Annotated in this window: 14 protein-coding genes; 2 read left to right on the top strand and 12 right to left on the bottom strand. The window is 47.1% G+C overall.

All coding sequences use genetic code 11. The annotated features are described in order from the left end of the window. Nucleotides 1–9: 9 nt before the first annotated feature. The 3 genes from AC1DCV_RS17040 to AC1DCV_RS17050 form a co-directional block, all read right to left on the bottom strand. Nucleotides 10–2,874 (bottom strand): glycoside hydrolase family 2 TIM barrel-domain containing protein, encoded by a 2,865-nt coding sequence (locus tag AC1DCV_RS17040; RefSeq protein ID WP_477024261.1) that lies wholly within the window; start codon nucleotides 2,872–2,874, stop codon nucleotides 10–12. Between the two features lie 18 nt (nucleotides 2,875–2,892). Continuing rightward, entirely contained in the window at nucleotides 2,893–3,582 is a 690-nt protein-coding gene (locus tag AC1DCV_RS17045) for an RraA family protein (protein WP_477024262.1), read from the bottom strand. Between the two features lie 142 nt (nucleotides 3,583–3,724). Then, nucleotides 3,725–4,606 carry an AraC family transcriptional regulator gene (locus AC1DCV_RS17050; RefSeq protein ID WP_477024263.1) on the bottom strand — a complete coding sequence of 294 codons (882 nt, stop codon included), beginning with the start codon at nucleotides 4,604–4,606 and terminating at the stop codon, nucleotides 3,725–3,727. Nucleotides 4,607–4,676: 70 nt separating this feature from the next. On the opposite strand from AC1DCV_RS17050, the gene AC1DCV_RS17055 reads away from it, so the two are divergent. After that, nucleotides 4,677–4,886 carry a hypothetical protein gene (locus AC1DCV_RS17055; RefSeq protein ID WP_477024264.1) on the top strand — a complete coding sequence of 70 codons (210 nt, stop codon included), beginning with the start codon at nucleotides 4,677–4,679 and terminating at the stop codon, nucleotides 4,884–4,886. Nucleotides 4,887–5,024: 138 nt separating this feature from the next. On the opposite strand, the gene AC1DCV_RS17060 is transcribed toward AC1DCV_RS17055, so the two are convergent. Together AC1DCV_RS17060 and AC1DCV_RS17065 are read right to left on the bottom strand one after the other, a co-directional pair. Then, entirely contained in the window at nucleotides 5,025–5,237 is a 213-nt protein-coding gene (locus AC1DCV_RS17060) for a hypothetical protein (RefSeq protein WP_441576086.1), read from the bottom strand. Nucleotides 5,238–5,254: 17 nt separating this feature from the next. Further along, a complete protein-coding gene (locus AC1DCV_RS17065; RefSeq protein WP_477024265.1) occupies nucleotides 5,255–5,749 on the bottom strand; it encodes a DinB family protein in 495 nt (164 codons plus the stop codon). A gap of 141 nt (nucleotides 5,750–5,890) precedes the next feature. On the opposite strand from AC1DCV_RS17065, the gene AC1DCV_RS17070 reads away from it, so the two are divergent. Beyond that, nucleotides 5,891–6,862 (top strand): GlxA family transcriptional regulator, encoded by a 972-nt coding sequence (locus tag AC1DCV_RS17070; protein WP_477024266.1) that lies wholly within the window; start codon nucleotides 5,891–5,893, stop codon nucleotides 6,860–6,862. Between the two features lie 2 nt (nucleotides 6,863–6,864). On the opposite strand, the gene AC1DCV_RS17075 is transcribed toward AC1DCV_RS17070, so the two are convergent. From AC1DCV_RS17075 to AC1DCV_RS17105, 7 genes are all read right to left on the bottom strand, one after another. After that, nucleotides 6,865–7,389 carry a DinB family protein gene (locus AC1DCV_RS17075; RefSeq protein WP_477024267.1) on the bottom strand — a complete coding sequence of 175 codons (525 nt, stop codon included), beginning with the start codon at nucleotides 7,387–7,389 and terminating at the stop codon, nucleotides 6,865–6,867. Between the two features lie 135 nt (nucleotides 7,390–7,524). Further along, a complete protein-coding gene (gene uxaC, locus AC1DCV_RS17080) occupies nucleotides 7,525–8,928 on the bottom strand; it encodes a glucuronate isomerase (protein WP_477024268.1) in 1,404 nt (467 codons plus the stop codon). A 19-nt stretch (nucleotides 8,929–8,947) separates the two neighbouring features. Then, nucleotides 8,948–10,603 (bottom strand): UxaA family hydrolase, encoded by a 1,656-nt coding sequence (locus AC1DCV_RS17085; protein WP_477024269.1) that lies wholly within the window; start codon nucleotides 10,601–10,603, stop codon nucleotides 8,948–8,950. Between the two features lie 19 nt (nucleotides 10,604–10,622). After that, nucleotides 10,623–12,086 (bottom strand): tagaturonate reductase, encoded by a 1,464-nt coding sequence (locus AC1DCV_RS17090; RefSeq protein ID WP_477024270.1) that lies wholly within the window; start codon nucleotides 12,084–12,086, stop codon nucleotides 10,623–10,625. Between the two features lie 4 nt (nucleotides 12,087–12,090). Beyond that, nucleotides 12,091–13,269 carry a glycoside hydrolase family 88/105 protein gene (locus AC1DCV_RS17095; RefSeq protein ID WP_477024271.1) on the bottom strand — a complete coding sequence of 393 codons (1,179 nt, stop codon included), beginning with the start codon at nucleotides 13,267–13,269 and terminating at the stop codon, nucleotides 12,091–12,093. Further along, nucleotides 13,259–15,490 carry a glycosyl hydrolase family 28 protein gene (locus AC1DCV_RS17100; protein ID WP_477024272.1) on the bottom strand — a complete coding sequence of 744 codons (2,232 nt, stop codon included), beginning with the start codon at nucleotides 15,488–15,490 and terminating at the stop codon, nucleotides 13,259–13,261. The genes AC1DCV_RS17095 and AC1DCV_RS17100 overlap by 11 nt, the downstream gene beginning before the upstream one ends. Beyond that, nucleotides 15,490–17,130: a RagB/SusD family nutrient uptake outer membrane protein gene (locus AC1DCV_RS17105; protein WP_477024273.1), complete on the bottom strand. Its 1,641-nt coding sequence runs from the start codon at nucleotides 17,128–17,130 to the stop codon at nucleotides 15,490–15,492. The genes AC1DCV_RS17100 and AC1DCV_RS17105 overlap by 1 nt, the downstream gene beginning before the upstream one ends. Nucleotides 17,131–17,147 lie beyond the last annotated feature (17 nt).

Here is a 17,147-nt window from a genome sequence, read left to right on the forward strand (position 1 = left end):
ACTAATCAGTTAATCTATTGTAAATACCAATTCACCTTTAACAAGTGATGGCAGTTTATGTTGCTTATCTGTGAACGGCGAGCCATAAAAAGGTTCAGACCCGTTATTGCTGTAGTCAGCAATGAGCAATTGCAGGTGTGCATCCTGCAGCCAGCTGCGGGCCGACTGATGCCCATCCGATACAATGGTAATCCCGCTACCTGCCGTATCTTTCAGGGAAGCCAGGAGGATATGACGTTTGGTAGAACGAAAATCATTGCTGCCCATTTCGTTGGCATCATCTTTCCATTTACCTGCTGGTACTTTTCCCCAGGGCTCTACGCCATTGATATGCTGCGCCTGCAAAGTAGCACTCCCTTCATTACGGGCAATATCATCTGCCGGATAAACAGAAAAACTTCCTTTACGTGTCCAGCTCAGGTGATCAAAAGTGGCCGGCAACTGTAACAGCATTCCATACTGCCGTGGCAGGGAATCTTCACCCCGGTACTGCATTTCGTAGGTCATGCTTACTTTGTTATCCGGCCGGAAATGATACCGGATCGTTCCTTTTGCAGCTGTATACGTAACGGCTTCTTTGACAACAATCCCGCTGTCGCTCGCTGCTATTTCCAAGGAAGTAGCAAAGAGGGTATACAGCGGATAATTTTTCAGTGGGTAGATATTATTCTGATACGTTTCTCCAGCTACATTGGGCTTACCACCATCTTCACTGTTCATCGGCACCACACTCCATACCGGCCCCTGTGACAAAATAGTATGATCCCCCTTTTTAGCGGATACGATCATACCTGTTAACCGGCTGATTTCAAAGGTATGGTCTCCCTGTTGAATCGTATACGCCTGCTCGTTTTGTGTGTAGCTTAACTTCAAGGGTGCCGTTGCAGGCGCCACCGGTAAAGCTTGCAGCGCTATCCGTTCTTCATTGACTACTTTACCGGCAGGATCTGTAAAAGAAAAATCTACCACTCCGGAAGAAGCACTCACCGGCACCTGCAATACACCTGCGCTATGCGGAACAATGTTGGCAGTTATTTTTACGGCTTGTCCATCTATGCTGCAATGTATATTGGCAGCTGTCAGCGTGGTGAAATCAAAGCGGTTCTCTACATTCAAAAACAATTGTTTCCCCATTACCACCGGCGCCTGCATGTTCGTCACCACTACCGGAGCGTAAGCTTTTCGCATCCCGTAAAACTCCGGCTTTTCTCTTCTCCATGCATCTACCGGCCCCCAGGGACCATAGCCCACGATGCGACCATCCGGCAGGTGAAAGATATCATCTATGCCCGCCCAGATAGCACCACCCAAACAATTGGGATGATGATACATAGAGTCGTACATCCTGGCCAGCGGCGCACCATAAGCGGCTCTGATGCCCGGATCTGTCAGCAGTTCGCGGCGGTTATAGCAGGAAACGTGTGCGTATTCCCCGAATAATACCGGGCGCTTCATCGTGTCTGTTGCTGCCGCACCGTTGATACCCGGATAATGATATACGGCGATATCGGCCTGACTATGTGCATTGTTAAATCCGCCCCAGCACTGATCATGAAAAGTAGTAGGCCGTGTTGGATCTATCGCTTTTACAATGGCATTTACCTGCACAAACAAAGGACTCCAAAGTGATTCATTGGCCAGTGACCAGATGATAATACTGGGGTGATTCCGTTGTGCATTTACTTTTTCTACGTTTGCCCTGATAAAATAAGGCAGGTATTTTTCATCTTTATAATTCCATAATTTCCATATCGGCGAAGCTCCGTGTTGTATCCAGCAGATAGCAGATTCACTTTCCACAAAAAGACCCACTTCATCCGCTGCTGCCAGGAACTCTTCTGATGGCGGATAGTGAGAAGTACGGATATAATTGCAGTTACCTTTCTTAAACAGTTCTGCATCCTGCCGCGATAATTCCGGCGTGATACTACGGCCCAGTAAAGGATGTACGTCATGACGGTTTACGCCATGCAGTTTCACGGGTTTACCATTTACCAGTAAAAGACTACCGCTTACTTTTACTTCGCGGAAACCTACTTTTTGCGTAACAGTTTCCAGCACCTGCCCATCCCGGATAAGGCTTGCCTGTAAAGTATACAGGTAGGGACTTTCAGGGTTCCATATTTGTATACGGCCAACTGGTAATTTCTGCGGCTGATATAGCGCCAGTGTTTTCTCCAGTACCGTTTTACCGCTGGCATCCGTTAAGCGATAGTGCATATTCCCATTGGCAGTGGTGGTCTGCATATCCATATCCAGGGTACCATTCGTATAATCTTTGCTCAGGCGGGTAGTGATATCCAGTCTTTTTATATTCGCAACAGGCAACACAAATAAAGTAGCTTTTCGTAAGATGCCTCCCACAGTGTGCACTGCATACTGCGAAACGCATCCCAGTTTATCCGATACCGTTAGTGCCTGTACCTGTACTTCCAGCCGGTTGTCACCAGCTTGCAGAGCGTCCGTAATATCTGCTTCAAAAGGAACAAAGCCCCCTTCGTGTGCTGTGATTACTTTCCCGTTTACCAATACTCTCCCCCAGGAGCTGATGCCATCAAACCGGATCATGACACGGTTACCCTGCCAGTCGGCCGGCACCTGAAAATTCCTTCGGTATATCGCTGTATCACCTTCATTCAACTGAAATCCCTGCATCACCCACTCTCCGGGCACTGCTATGGGTGCAGCAGTACCTGCTACGCCGTTTGAAAACGACCAGTTTCCATTGAGCGATAACAACGGCGCCGTTACTCCTTTTACGGTAGTGGGTCGTGGCGACAACCGGGGTATCTCAAATTTAGCCACCTCAGTTTGTGCCCACGCCGACAGACTTAACAATAACCAGGATCCAAATAGAACACCTTTCTTTATCACTGTTTTGTTTTTAAACATTCACATAATACCATACTTCGCAAAAGCCGCAGTGGCAGACATCCCATTTTCTATCCTGTTCTGCACCGTTTTTTCTCCCCGCGCTTTTTCCAGTGCCAGACGGAACACTTCCGTGGCGGCGTCCTGCGGTACAATACAAACGCCGTCTAAATCCCCCACCACGATATCACCCGGACGTATAATAACGCCATTCATTTCAATGGGCACCCGGAAATCCATTACTTTCCCGCGCGGACCCTGATCCTGCGCGTAACGACCGTAAGAAAATACAGGAAATTGTAATTGTAAGATGCCCCGTGTATCGCGGGAATAGCCGTTTACAACGGCACCGGCAGCACCCAGCTTCATAGCGCGGATACTCATCAGTTCTCCCCATAAAGCATAGGTAGGCGATGAACCGGAGCAAATGTATACTTCATTTTTTTTCAGGTCATCGAGTGCCTGCAACATCAATCCAAAGGGTTGTTGCAATACTGCATTATGCACACTCTGTTCTCCGGAAATCATATCCGCTTCCAGTACCGGCATTGCCCGTCCAACTACCACCATAGCGGCGTCCAGCGGTTGGATCTGTGGTGGTAAAAACTGCCGTAGCAGACCAATTTTATCCATTACATCACCAACTACTGCGGTAAACAGTTCCGCCTTTATCAGTGAAAAAAGCTCATCGTCATTTTTCCATTTATCCATGGCTATTCAGGTTACCTTTAAATGACTCAAAGATATTTCTCCTTTACCCGGGATCATCCAACTAATTTAATCAACATCACAACTTTTTTAACCCAAAATAGCTTCAAATATCTTTTTTGATATTAATAAAATTTCGAAACGACTACTCTTTCCCTGTAGATGCTCTCATAGATTTGCGGTACTGGCTGGGGTTCTCTCCTTTAATGCTCCGGAAGAATTTATTAAAGTTGGTGAGATTCTGATAACCACTTTCATAGCAGATCTCTCCTATGCTAAGATTGTCTTCCAGTAAAAGTTTACAGGCATGACCTATTCTTATTTCATTGATAAAACGGGTCAGCGACTTACCCGTATGTTTCTTAAAATAACGGCAGAAAGCAGGTGGCGTCATATTCGCCAATGCAGCTACTTCCTGCAGGGAAATATCTCCCGAAAAATTATTCATCAGGTACTGGTATACCACGTTAATACGGGCCGTGTCTTTGGGCTGAAAGGAATTTTCGAACTGCATACTGCTCAGGTATTCAAATTCCGCGGAGTCGGTAAGCAGCTCCAGTATCTTCATAAAGTCCAGCAGTTTACCCAGCCCTTTACGCCGGGTGATCCCGGCGAGCAGCTTTACCACTTCCCGTTGTGTATTCCCTTTGAAACGCACGCCCCGCTCCGCTCTTTCTACCAAACGCTTTACAGGCGCAATAATTTCTTCTTCTTCCGACAGCTGCTGTAGGAAGTTAGCCGGAAAGTAGACCACTATTGACTTCACGCTTCCCTTTACCGGCGTCTCCTGGAAGGTGGCATCATTCAGCCAGATATGCGGCAGATTAGGTCCCATCAGCACCAGGTCACCAGGTAAGAAATGATCAATATGATCTCCTACAATCCTTTGCCCATGACTTTCCTGTATCCATACCAACTCACATAACTCGTGGAAATGAAACGGAGATTGCAGATAATCGGTGCTGATTTTTTTAATATGAATCGTCTTCGTAGCGGGTGTTCCCACTTCAATAAACTGCGCTTTCATACATTGAAATTAAGGGATATCTCAGATATTCAAACTGATTTCACCTTTATTAACATATAACTATAACTACATGGTTAAAATAGTTTCGAAAGCGGTTAATCCAGCTGGAGGTAATGGCAAGGGTTGTAGTCAACTTTGTTTTTGTGTTAAAGGCACGGTTACACAACCGGATGGCAGTTATTCTTTACAGGCGCCTATTAACGCCGGTGCTATCTTAATTTCCAGAGCAGTAGGATATGATGAAATTGCGGAGGCAAATGATACCGGATGTGTAGCATAAAGAAAACGATGTGCTATTTGAGTCATTGGGGTGATGCCACCGGCATCTTCCGGGGACTGGCAGATGCCTATGAAATGAAAAACGGTAAAACTATTGTTACTAAATAAAAAAAGTATCCGGCGCTGTAGAGCCGGATACTTAACCTTCCATTACCTGGCAATGAAAACCGGTTTCATTTACCAGCATCATTACTTTTCCCGGCTGGAAATTGTCTCCTTCTACCCTCAACACTTTATCACGATCTTCCAGGTCAAAATTTATTTTACTATCCGGGAAATTCTCTAACAGCAGCGCTACAATTTCTTTCGCAGCAGCTACCCTTTTAACGTTTGTTACAAAAACTTCTACCATTCTGTAAAAAATTTAAATTACATATAGTTAATACCGGGATACCCCAATAGTCGCCGCCACAAAGCGATTTGACCTATACAGTTTGCTTCCCTGTAAATGGAGAACGTTACCATTTCCCATAGTGGAAAAGACATTTTCATTTCCGGAAAACTCAGCATACTATCCAGTTGTTCATCTGTTGCTTTCACCAGGGCGGCCCTTAATATGGGGGTAATTTTTTCCCAATCCTTCTGATATACATCCAGTGATGGGTAGGTAACATCATCCTTTATGCCCTGATTTTGCTTAAACAGGTTATCGGAGGATGATTTTATATCCACCTTAAAAAAGCCAGCCAGATCAAATCGTTGTTGAACCAGGCTACCAGCGAGCCAGGCCACGTGATTAGCAGCTGTGTCCAGACGCTTGTGCGCATCTGAATCAGATAATCCAAACAGTGCCTTAGGGTAAAGACCTGTTTGCAGATCAAACAGTGAAAGAATGCCCAGCATCCTGTTGCTTGCAGTTTCCATATTATTTTTATTTTTGGTATTCAAACTCCTTGTAAGATAGCAGATAATCCCCTGAATGAAAGATGCTGATAAAGCCAATCTTAGGGGGTATTTGCGACAAAAACGTTATGTTTGAGTAGTTAATTCAAAACTGAAAACCATATGATCAAGATAGGGATCCTGCTTATGCGCCACTACAAGCTACTAAGCCTTGCGGCGATTACAGATGTGCTCGAAACCGTCAATAAGATTTACCATAAAAACGGGCAATCAACACCATTTATCATCAGTCTTGTTTACACCGCAGATACCGTACATCTGGCAGCCGCTTTCCCCGATTATCTTTCAGAAGAAATAGGTGTTGCCACTACTTTTAACCTGGTGCTCATCCCTTCTTTTACTACAGATGACCTGAAACAGTCTATTGTTGCCAACAGGGAATATCTGCCATGGTTAAAACAACAATATAAAAGCGGTGCAGAATTAGCCAGCTTCTGTACAGGCGCATTTTTACTGGGCGCATCCGGTTTACTGGATGGAAAAATTGCGACTACACATGTAGATGCCTGCAAAGATTTTACGGCAGCATTCCCGGCGGTAAACCTGCTATCAGATAAAACCGTTACCCACGATTCCGGCATCTACACCAGTGGTGGTGCTACATCTACCTTCCACCTGTTATTACATTTGCTGGAAATACATTGTGGCATCGAGATCGCAGTGAGAACAGCCAAAATATTTGCCATTGATATGGGCAGGGACAAACAATCCTATTTCAGTACCTTCCAGCCTACCCGTAATCATCACGACGACCTGGTGGCCTCTGCCCAGCAAAAAATTGAAACCAGCTATCAGGACGTTGGTACCATCGAGGAAATGATCAAAGACATTCCTTCCAGCCGCAGAAATATTGTCAGACGATTTAAACAGGTAACCGGTGTAACACCTATTGAATACCTGCAGCTCACCCGTATTGAAGCCGCCAAAAAATTGCTCGAACAAACCGGACAGCAAATGATGGAGGTAATCTTCAATTCAGGTTATAACGACCCCAAAGCATTCAGAAAGGTCTTCCGCAAAACCGTGGGAATGACACCTTCTGAATACCGGGAGAAGTTTAATGCAGCGAGATAAGACTAGTGTCTGTCCCAGAAAAACGGTGGTTCAATATCCAGGGTGCGGAGATATACATATGCTTGTCCGCGGTGATGAATTTCATTATCAATAAAATACAAAAGGAGACTGATCACGGTGCCGTCATACTGGCCAAACGCCTTCATTTGTCTTTGAAAATCCTGCGTGGCTATTTTAGGCCAGTATTCGTTGATCTGCTCTGTTACCACATCCCATAACTGTAATAACCCTTCTTTGGTGGTTGGCTTGGTTAAACCGGTATGCTCCAGCAATTCGTCCATGGTTTTCCAGTCGCCATCAGTAGCAAAGCCATGCACGCCGGCAGAAGCAATGCCCAATACTTCCATCGCTAGTACGGACAAAGGACGCATTCCACCTACACTGTAAGTAAACAGCTTATCAGCCGGATATTTCTCAATCAACCTGCGGGTCAGATCCCGGTGTCCCTGCCAGTGCGCCAGGAGTTGCTGTGGATTCAGAATTACTTGAGTTGCAGGTGCAGTTGCCGTTAATGTGTTGTTTTCCATAAAACTGTATTTTTATTTGTTTACAGTACAAAGAAAACAAGGGGGTGTGACAACCCTATGTCAGCAGGGTTCGAAAAAATATTTTTTTGTCGAAGGGGAAGGCCTTCGGCCGCTGTCGCAGGCGCCCCCCTTTACTCACCAGCCGAAATACGATTTCGCATTACCATAGCAGATATTCTGTATGATCGCCCCTACCTCTTCTATGTCATCCGGCATTTCGCCGCGTTCTATTTCTTCTCCGAAGAGGTCACAGAGCAGGCGCCGGAAATATTCGTGGCGTGGATAAGAGAGAAAGCTGCGGGAATCTGTCAGCATACCTACAAAGCGGGAAATGAGGCCCATGTTCGACAAGGCATTCAGTTGCCTGGTCATGCCTTCCTTCTGATCCAGGAACCACCAGGCGGCGCCAAATTGTACTTTGCCGGCTATGGAACCATCATTGAAGTTGCCGGTCATGGTGGCCATGAGTTCATTATCTGCCGGATTCAGGTTATAGATGATCGTCTTTGTGAGCTTATCCTGGCTATCCAATCTGTCGAGAAATTTTGCCAACGCACGCGCCTGCGAAAAATCACCAATAGAGTCCCAGCCAGTATCGGGGCCCAGCAGGCGCATCATGCGGGAATTATTATTCCGTAATGCACCCAGATGGTATTGCTGCACCCACCCTGTTTCCCAGTCCATAATAGCCAGTTCTAACAGCAGCGCAGATTTAAACTGCCTTATTTCTGCCAATGTCAACGCTCTGCGGGCACGTATTTTCAGAAAGATCTGCCTGATGCCTGTCTCTGTAAAATCCTCCGCATATATTTCCTCGATGCCATGATCAGATACTTTACAGCCATGAGCAGCAAAGAAATCATGCCGGTCTTTTAACACCTGCAGCAAATCATCATATGTATGGATGTTGCAGTTGCCTGCCTGTTCCAGTTTTTGCAGGTAGGCATTGTATACCTCCGGATCATCTGCATTCATGGCCTGATCCGGCCGGAAAGCCGGGATCACGGGTATTTCAAAGCCGTCCTGTTTTATTTGCCGGTGGTATTGCAGGTCATCAGCCGGATCATCGGTGGTACAGATCAGTGCCACATTCCTGCTTCTTAAAAGGTTACGCACACTGTATTCCGGTGTTTGCAACAGTTGATTACAGGTGTCATAAATATGTGCCGCGGATGCGGGATTCAGTATTTCTGAAATACCGAAGTAACGCTGTAACTCCAGGTGTGTCCAGTGATACAGGGGATTGCGCAACGTTTGTGGCACCGTGGCAGCCCATTTTTCGAACTTCTCCCAGTCGGTATTATTACCGGTACAATAGCTTTCCGGCACACCATTGGTCCGCATGGCACGCCATTTATAGTGATCTCCGTATAACCATGCCTGTGTGATATTCTGAAAACGTGTATCTGCCGCAATCTGCGAGGGTGGCAGGTGACAATGGTAGTCAATCACCGGCATATCCTTGGCGTAATGATGATATAATTTTTCCGCAGCATCGCTATTCAGGAGAAAATTTTCATCCATGAACTTTTTCCTCATCAATAATATGTTTTAAGCATTACAATGACACTCCTCTTTTCCAGGGAATAAAATCATCCTGACCGTTTATCACGGATTTTGCGGTAATGGTTCCGCTGGCCGCCTGTATAACGTAATCGAGTATACGTTCTCCCGCTGCGGTAATGCTTTCCTCTCCATCTATAATAGTACCGGTATTAATATCGATGATATCCTGCATACGCTGATACAACTTTGTGTTGCTCGACAGTTTAATTACTGGTGCAATCGGGTTCCCGGTGGGCGTTCCCAGTCCTGTTGTAAACAATACTATATTGGCGCCGCTGCCTACTTCCGCGGTGGTGGACTCCACATCATTACCCGGTGTGCATAGTAAATTGAGCCCTGCCTGTTGTACTTTTTCCGGATAATCCAATACTGCTACTACTGGTGAGGTACCACCTTTTTTAGCGGCGCCTGCAGATTTAATGGCATCTGTAATGAGGCCATCTTTAATATTTCCGGGAGATGGATTCATATCAAATCCGGAGCCTGCTTCTTCTGCGCGTTGCTGGTATGTGCGCATGAGCTGAATAAAGCGGGATGCATCTTCCACATGACAGCAACGATCGCTCATCTCCTGCTCTACCCCACATAACTCCGGAAATTCGGCCAGCACAACGGAACCGCCTAAAGCTACCAGCAAATCAGAAGTATAACCGATGGCGGGATTAGCGGAGATGCCGGAGAATCCATCGGAGCCGCCGCACTCCAGTCCTATACAAAGCTTGCTTAATAGAGCCGGTCGTCGCGTACATTGATTGGCCACCATTAGTCCTGCGAAAGTCTGACGGATAGCTTGTGTGATCAACAGACTTTCTGCACCGGTTTGTTGCTGATCCAATATATAAAGTGGTTTCGAAAACGCCGGATCGCGTTTGTTAATTTCCTCCTGTAGCATGCTGATTTGTGCATTCTGGCAACCCAGACTCAATACCGTAGCACCGGCAACGTTAGCATGTGTAATATATCCTGCCAACAAACCACAAAGTGTTTGTGCATCCTGCCGGATGCCACCACAGCCACCATCATGGGTCAGGAATTTGATGCCATCCACATTTTCAAAAAGACGGGCATTTTCCTGGCTGCCGTCCTGCTCTGTATATACTGTTTCCAGGATACCCGCTGCATCCGCACCGGCTTGTTGTTGCGCCACCAGGGAGCGTGTAAAGGCAGCGTATTTCGCCGGACGACTGTAACCCAGTTCTGTTAACAGGGCTTCTCTCAATACTTCTATATTCCTGTTTTCACAAAATACCAATGGTATTACCAGCCAGTAATTAGCCGTACCTACACTACCATCCCGCCGGTGATATCCCATGAATGTTTTCTGCTGCCATCGGGAGATATCAGGCGCCTGCCATGCTGTTCTCCGCTGTGCAGCCAGTGTATATCCGTTGGCAGCGTGGTGTACATTTTCCACCGCTATCCTGCTGCCTGCGGTAATGGCCGTCTGCGCACGCCCTACCAGTACCCCATACATGATCAGGGCATCTCCTTTATCAAAAGAACTGGCGGCAAATTTATGTTTGGCAGGGATCCTTTCCTGCATCGTATATACGGCACCGTTATACTCTACCGTATCATCCTTATCCAGATCCTGTAGCGCTACCAACACATTGTCATGCGGATGCACCTTTAATACTTTCTGCTTCATACCTGTTTTCTTAAAAAATCTATGATATCGTTATTTCTGCTGCAATGCGGTCCAGATAGGTAGCTGGTCCTTCGGCAAGTAATGCCTTCAGCATCACCGTCACCAGTTGTTCAAAACCGGGAATAGTGGTGAGATCATGGCCCCAGACCGCTTTGTTGCCGAGCGTATTTTTCACAACTGTTTCCGGTGAATGTAATTGCCATTGTTCCTGGTACCAGCCGGCGTATTCATCGGAGATGCTATAAGTAGTGTCTCCGCGCATAAACAGCAGGTGTGCTGCAAAGCCCAGTGAAATCAATGCCGGTACCTGTGCGGTACGTTCGTAATAATGTAACAATACCGGCAATACCCGCATCTTCAATTTAGACGTATACTGGCTGCATATACTCAACCAGCGATGGTCTATGTAAGGATTACGGAAACGGTCCAGTACAGCCCCGGCAAAACGGATTGCGGCATCATGACGTATATGCTGGTCCGTTATCGCAGGAATAATTTCCTGCATCATCAGGGCTTCTATATACGCAGCCATGGACTCGTGGTTCATAGCGGTTTTCACTGTATCCAAACCAGCCAGGAAAGCCAGTCCGCAGCTAAGCGTATGGGCACCGTTGAGCAGCCGCAACTTTAGTTCCCTGAATAGGTTGATGTCCGGTGACAATACCACGCCAGCATCTACTTCATGGAAAGACAATACCTGCTTCACCCTTTCACTGCTGGTTTCAATCGCCCATAGCCGGTACACCTCTGTCATGATCATCAGGTCATCTTCATATGCCAAGGTGAGATCTGAAGCCCCCGGCACAATACAGTCTACCAGTGAATTACAAAAGTCGTTGCTATTATGCAGCCAGTCCGTAAAAGCAGTATCCAGTTCATTGAAGACGCATAACTGCAACAGGATTTCTTTCAGCCGGCTGCCATTATCCGGTATCAGCTCCGTAGGAATGATCACCATGCCCTTCCTTTCATCTCCGTTGAAATGGAGATAGCGCCGATGCAGAAAAGCCAGCAGCTTGGCGGGGAAAGAAGTTGGTGGTGCGGCATGGATACTTTCCTCCACATATATAATTCCTACTTCAGTCGTATTGGAAATAACCACCTGCATCTGCGGGTTCGCTGCACATGCCAGGATCTGTTCCCATTGAGAAGCAGCATTCAATACCCTGCTGATAGAGGCGTTGATGATATTAACAGCTACCTTGCGGCCACCGTCAATACCCCGTATACACTGCGTGTATAGGTTATCCTGCTCATCAAAAGCAGAGGTACTACCTTTGCCGGTCGATTTCACCACTACAATCCTTCCGTTGAAACGGCCCTCCTGATTGGCTTTATCAATGAAAGCATCGGGCAAACCTCTCAGTAACACCCCTGTACCAAACTGCAGCACTTTTTCCGGCAGATCGAAGCAACTGTTTAAAGGCAGCTGCAATGCATCATTTTCGTGTAGCCTTGATAGTGCTTTTCTCGATAGTTTCATACCATTATTTTTTATTCATCATTTCCATTTCGTTGGCGGCTAACAGGTACGCACCTACGCCTTTGGGATCATTGTCGATTACCTTTTCACTGAGATAATATTCGTAGCTGCCATCACGATAAGGTTCGCCTCCAAGTCCTGCTACGCTGACGGTACCACCGAGGGTGATATCTCCCTCTTTATTTTTCCGGATAAACTGTTTCAGGATGCCAGCATAGCCTTTTACAGCCACCTGCCTGTAAGCATCCGGGAGATAACCTAAGCGTATACCTTTCGCCAACGCATATACGAACATGCAGGAGGCGGATGCTTCTACGTAATTACCTTTACTACCTGCTCTGTCCAGTACCTGGAACCAGCAACCGGTTCCGGCATCCTGGTATTTCTTCACGGCGGCGGCGGTACGATTTAAGATAGCGATCAGGCTGTCCTTGCCGGGATCTCCTTCCGGGAAATATTCCAGCGCATCTACGAGCGCCATGGCATACCAGCCCATAGCTCTGCCCCAGAAATGTGGTGACTGCCCCGTTCTTTTATTGGCCCAGCGCTGTTCCCGCGATTCATCCCAGGCATGGTATAATAAGCCTGTTGCCGTATCACGTGCATGTGTTTCCATCAACACAAACTGCCGGGTAATATCACGGAAGGCGCTGTCTTCATGAAACAACGCCGCGTATTCTGCATAAAAAGGTTCCCCCATGTAAAGACCGTCTAACCACATCTGGTAGGGATAGCGTTGTTTGTGCCAGAAACCACCGTCATGCGTACGGGGTTGTCCGCGCAGCTGTTCCCGTAGCTGCCCTGCTGCCAGCTTATATTTGTCGTTGCCGGTAGCTTTATACAATGTCAGCAGTACCCGGCCATTCTTGATATTATCGATGTTGTAATCTTTCTGCCGGTACGTACGGATGTCACCGTTATCTCCTACAAAAAAATCCATGCGCTGTTGCATATACCGGAAATATTGCTGATCATGGAATCGTTTCCATAGCCCGGTAAACCCCTCCAATACTACGCCTTCATCATAGGTCCATTTTACCGGTGTACCGGGATGCAATACGAGTGAATCCTTCCAAATACGCATGACCGTAGCCGCCATACCGGCAGCACCGCTCTGGGCCTGCGTGGTGAGCATATTGATGAACAACAGTCCTGCGATGATGAATCTCTTTTTAAAACACATGATCTTCCGTTGTTTTGTTTTTAGTATCTCGATAATGACAACTGTCTCGTGTAATATCGTTGACATTGCGGGTTTGCAAAGGAGGCATACCGGAGGAAGTCAGCAGATAAACATTCCTGAAATGTATACCGGTCGCCTCCAGGCAACTGATCCCTTCCTCCGCTTTTATCACCAGGTTGCTCAGGAAAATATGGTCAACAGGCATCTCCGGCAGGCCACGGATGAATACCGCTTTCTTAGCACCACTACATACCACATCATTAATATAAAAGTTGCGGAAACGCGGTGTTGCGTCTGTCACCGGTAGCTTTTCTACTTTGGGTGCAGTTCTTTTTTCACCTGCTAAAGGCACCGGATCTTTGGCTGCATAATACATATCAAACAGGATGGCTTCTCCCGGAATATCTTTCATGTTGATACCGGTGGCATAAATATTCTCCACTACACCACCACGGCCACGGGCAGTTTTAAACCGCAGCCCGATATCGGTGCCCAGGAAAGAACAATCAGACACATAAATATTGCGGGCACCACCAGACATTTCACTGCCTATCACAAAGCCGCCATGTGCATGATAAACGGTACAGTTTTGCACCATCACATTCTCTGTAGGTTTGCCACGTTTACGTCCCTGTTCATCCCTCCCTGATTTGATACAGATGCCATCGTCACCTACATCAAAAGTGCAATCCAGGATCTGTGCATAGCTGCATGACTCAAGGTCTACCCCATCGCCATTTTGCGCGTACCAGGGATTTTTAGCATAAATACCTCTCAGCGTAATATTTTCACAGAGTAAAGGATGCAGGCACCAGGCCGGAGAGTTTTGGAAAGTAACCCCTTCCAGCAACACATTTTTACAGCCGGAAATACTGATCATATTAGGACGCAGGAAATCTTTGATACCAGCGTAGTCCGCTGGTTTGCTGCCTGCTGTAATAACACCGGCCTGGTTGGTTTTAGCACCCAGGTAAGATAATTTGGATGGATACCAGGTAACGCTGTCTTCCCCCATCAAACCACCGGAGGCGACCAATTTCTCCCACTGCGACTGCGTGAGCTTTGCTTTTTTTACAATTCGCCAGGCATCACCGCCGCCATCCAGGATACCACTACCGGTAATGGCTATATTTTCCAGGTTGTTGCCGGAAACCGGCGCCTGACAGCGCACCGCAGCCAGCCCTTCGTAGGTAGTGGAGATGAGCGGATACTGATCAAAGTCGGTCGTAAACTGCAACACCGCATTTGCCGCCAGGTGGAGATTAACATTATTCTGCAACACCAGTGGCCCCGTGAGCCACAGCCCCGGCGGAACCAGCACCACTCCACCACCTTTGCTGCTACAGGCAGCAATCGCATCATTAATGCTTTTACTGTTCAACGTAATACCATCTGCTTTAGCACCATAACGCAGGATATTGAACGTATCCTTTCTGAAGTGCGGTTCATAGATCAGCGGTAACTCGTAACTGTATTTATTTTCGAAGGCGGTCTTTTTCAGGTAGCCCGACAACGGTATGTTTTTCAATCTGATTTCTCCTGCTATCAGTGCCGCTATCTTTGCAGCACCATAAGCAGAAAAATGTGTATTGTCTGTAATGCCTTGTGGCAGAGAGTTATAATGTCCTGCAGGTGTGGTTTTAAACATTTTCACGGAACCCGTTTCTCCTTCCTGCGTCAGCAGTGCGGCACTCCTTTGCTGAAGGTCAAGCAGCGGAACCTGCATCACTGCAGCTACGGCTCTTACCACGGCAGGGTACTGGCCGTGGGTATCTTCCAGAATACCATTGGCAAACTGACGGCGGACTACAGGTGTAATAAGCACCGGGTTTGCTCCTTTGGCGCGGGCTTCTTTTACAAAGCGTTCCAGGTTCGTTTTATAGGCTCCCTCTGCGGCGGCATAGCGGGTACTATCATTTATTTTAGCATCGTTATGTCCAAACTGGATCATCACCCAATCACCGGGATGCAGTTGTGAGAGCACAGTATCCCAGCGGTGTTCATCAATAAAACTTTTGGTACTGCGACCGTTCACGGCATAATTTTTTATGCTCATATCGGGTTCAAAAAAAGTGGGCAACAACTGCCCCCAGCCACGTTCTGGATTATCGGCGAGTGGCTTGTCGGCCATTGTGGAATCTCCGATGAGGAATATAGTGGGTTTGGGACCGGCAGGTGCCAGTCCCAATAATGATAATAGTAGTATCTGTAGATATCTCATTAGTTATATTTATCGTTCTGCTTAAACTCTCCCTTATTCGTCACGGCATCGATCTGATCCTGCGGAATAGGCCGCACGGTATGAAACGACTGGAAATATTTACTGGCGTCCGGATTATGGAGTGCAATTCTTTCCGCAAGCTTACCGGTACGCTTCAGGTCGAACCAGCGCAGCTGCTCTCCCGCCAGCTCCCTGGCTCTTTCATCGAGGATAAAGTCCAGGCTGATATCCGCTGCAGTGATTTGCATCGCTGCTTCCTGACCGGGAATGGCGGCGCGTTTGCGGATCACGTTAATGTAGTCTGCCGCCTTGGCAGCGTTACCTAATTTAAACTGTGCTTCTCCGGCGATCAGGTACATTTCAGCAAGACGAATAATAAATGCATCGCGGGCACTTTGTTCTTCGTTCAGGGATGCCCGTGTGGGGTCATCAAATTTCTGCAGCGATACATAGTGCGTACGATCGTTGCCGCCACCTGCACTGTTATACACCGCGTTTCTATCATATAACCGGTACCTGGTTGTTGCTGCCAATACATCCTTACTACAGCATACAGCCGTATCGCCCAACTTCATACCTGCCGGCGCTGTTTTGAGATTATTGCAAAGCCATACCTGTTTGAAAGAAGCCTGGTAGCGGGCATCTGTTTTATCATTAAACAGGTTTAACAGGAACAACGTAGGCATGTAACGGTTAAACGGACGCTGGTTCAGCACATCACGCTGCATACCCGGGAGATCATCGTACTTCATGGCAAACATCAGGTGACCGTTGTTGGCGCCACGGGAGTGTCCGTTGGGAAAAAGTGTTGCATCCGTACGGTCATCAAATACCAGGTTCTTCATATAGTTAACTGCCCAGATCACCTCTTTATTTTGCAGGTTATCCATACGCCAGAGATCCGCATACTTTGGTAATAACGCATAAGTGTAGTTATTAATTACTTTATCAGCCAGGTCAGCGGCCTGCTGGTTCATACCACGGGTGAGATACATTCTCGCCAGAAAGGCTTCTGCCGCAGGTTTGGTAACCCTGCCATAATCGGTGGTAGTAGCAGGCAGGTTATTCACGGCCACATCAAGGTCAGCAAAAATCTGTTTATAAAAGGTTTCTACCGGCGTACGGTTGGCAGTAGTGATAGCGCCGGAGGTTTCCTCCAGGGTAAAATGTACAGGCCCCCAGGTTTCCACAATATGCCAGTAGTAAAAGGCCCGGAGGAAATGTAATTCCGCATTGCGTACTTTCTTTTTATCTTCTGCGAGACCGGCTTTATCGATGCGCTTGATACCGGCATTACAGAGATTGATAGCAGCATACAATTGTTTCCACAACCCACTCATCACAACATTGCTGGCCTGCAGGTTGTTGTAGTTGGTGATGTCAGGATATTTATCACCGGTACCGCTGGTCCATATATCCGTTCCCATTTCTGCCATGCTGTATCCTTCTTCCTTTCCATACCACCAACGGTTATAGGTATACGCTGCATTTACCAGTGTTTCAAATCCTTCCGGCGTGGAGTATACCGCATCGGTGGTGGTGCCGCCGGGATTATATTCTTCCAGCTGTTTGTTGCAGCTGGCAAGACTTGCAGCCGCTATGGTGAGTATGATAAAGTACTTATTTATGTTTGGTTTCATAACTGCTTTTTTGAAAA

The sequence above is a fragment of the Chitinophaga sp. 10T418 genome, assembly GCF_056394125.1.

Coding starts and splice junctions, on each gene's coding strand:
- AC1DCV_RS17085 (WP_477024269.1), bottom strand. CDS start 10,603: ATGAAGCAGAAAGTATTAAAGGTGCATCCGCATGACAATGTGTTGGTA.
- AC1DCV_RS17095 (WP_477024271.1), bottom strand. CDS start 13,269: ATGTGTTTTAAAAAGAGATTCATCATCGCAGGACTGTTGTTCATCAAT.
- AC1DCV_RS17055 (WP_477024264.1), top strand. CDS start 4,677: ATGGTTAAAATAGTTTCGAAAGCGGTTAATCCAGCTGGAGGTAATGGC.
- AC1DCV_RS17075 (WP_477024267.1), bottom strand. CDS start 7,389: ATGGAAAACAACACATTAACGGCAACTGCACCTGCAACTCAAGTAATT.
- AC1DCV_RS17105 (WP_477024273.1), bottom strand. CDS start 17,130: ATGAAACCAAACATAAATAAGTACTTTATCATACTCACCATAGCGGCT.
- AC1DCV_RS17060 (WP_441576086.1), bottom strand. CDS start 5,237: ATGGTAGAAGTTTTTGTAACAAACGTTAAAAGGGTAGCTGCTGCGAAA.
- AC1DCV_RS17070 (WP_477024266.1), top strand. CDS start 5,891: ATGATCAAGATAGGGATCCTGCTTATGCGCCACTACAAGCTACTAAGC.
- AC1DCV_RS17045 (WP_477024262.1), bottom strand. CDS start 3,582: ATGGATAAATGGAAAAATGACGATGAGCTTTTTTCACTGATAAAGGCG.
- AC1DCV_RS17065 (WP_477024265.1), bottom strand. CDS start 5,749: ATGGAAACTGCAAGCAACAGGATGCTGGGCATTCTTTCACTGTTTGAT.
- AC1DCV_RS17090 (WP_477024270.1), bottom strand. CDS start 12,086: ATGAAACTATCGAGAAAAGCACTATCAAGGCTACACGAAAATGATGCA.
- uxaC (WP_477024268.1), bottom strand. CDS start 8,928: ATGAGGAAAAAGTTCATGGATGAAAATTTTCTCCTGAATAGCGATGCT.
- AC1DCV_RS17050 (WP_477024263.1), bottom strand. CDS start 4,606: ATGAAAGCGCAGTTTATTGAAGTGGGAACACCCGCTACGAAGACGATT.
- AC1DCV_RS17100 (WP_477024272.1), bottom strand. CDS start 15,490: ATGAGATATCTACAGATACTACTATTATCATTATTGGGACTGGCACCT.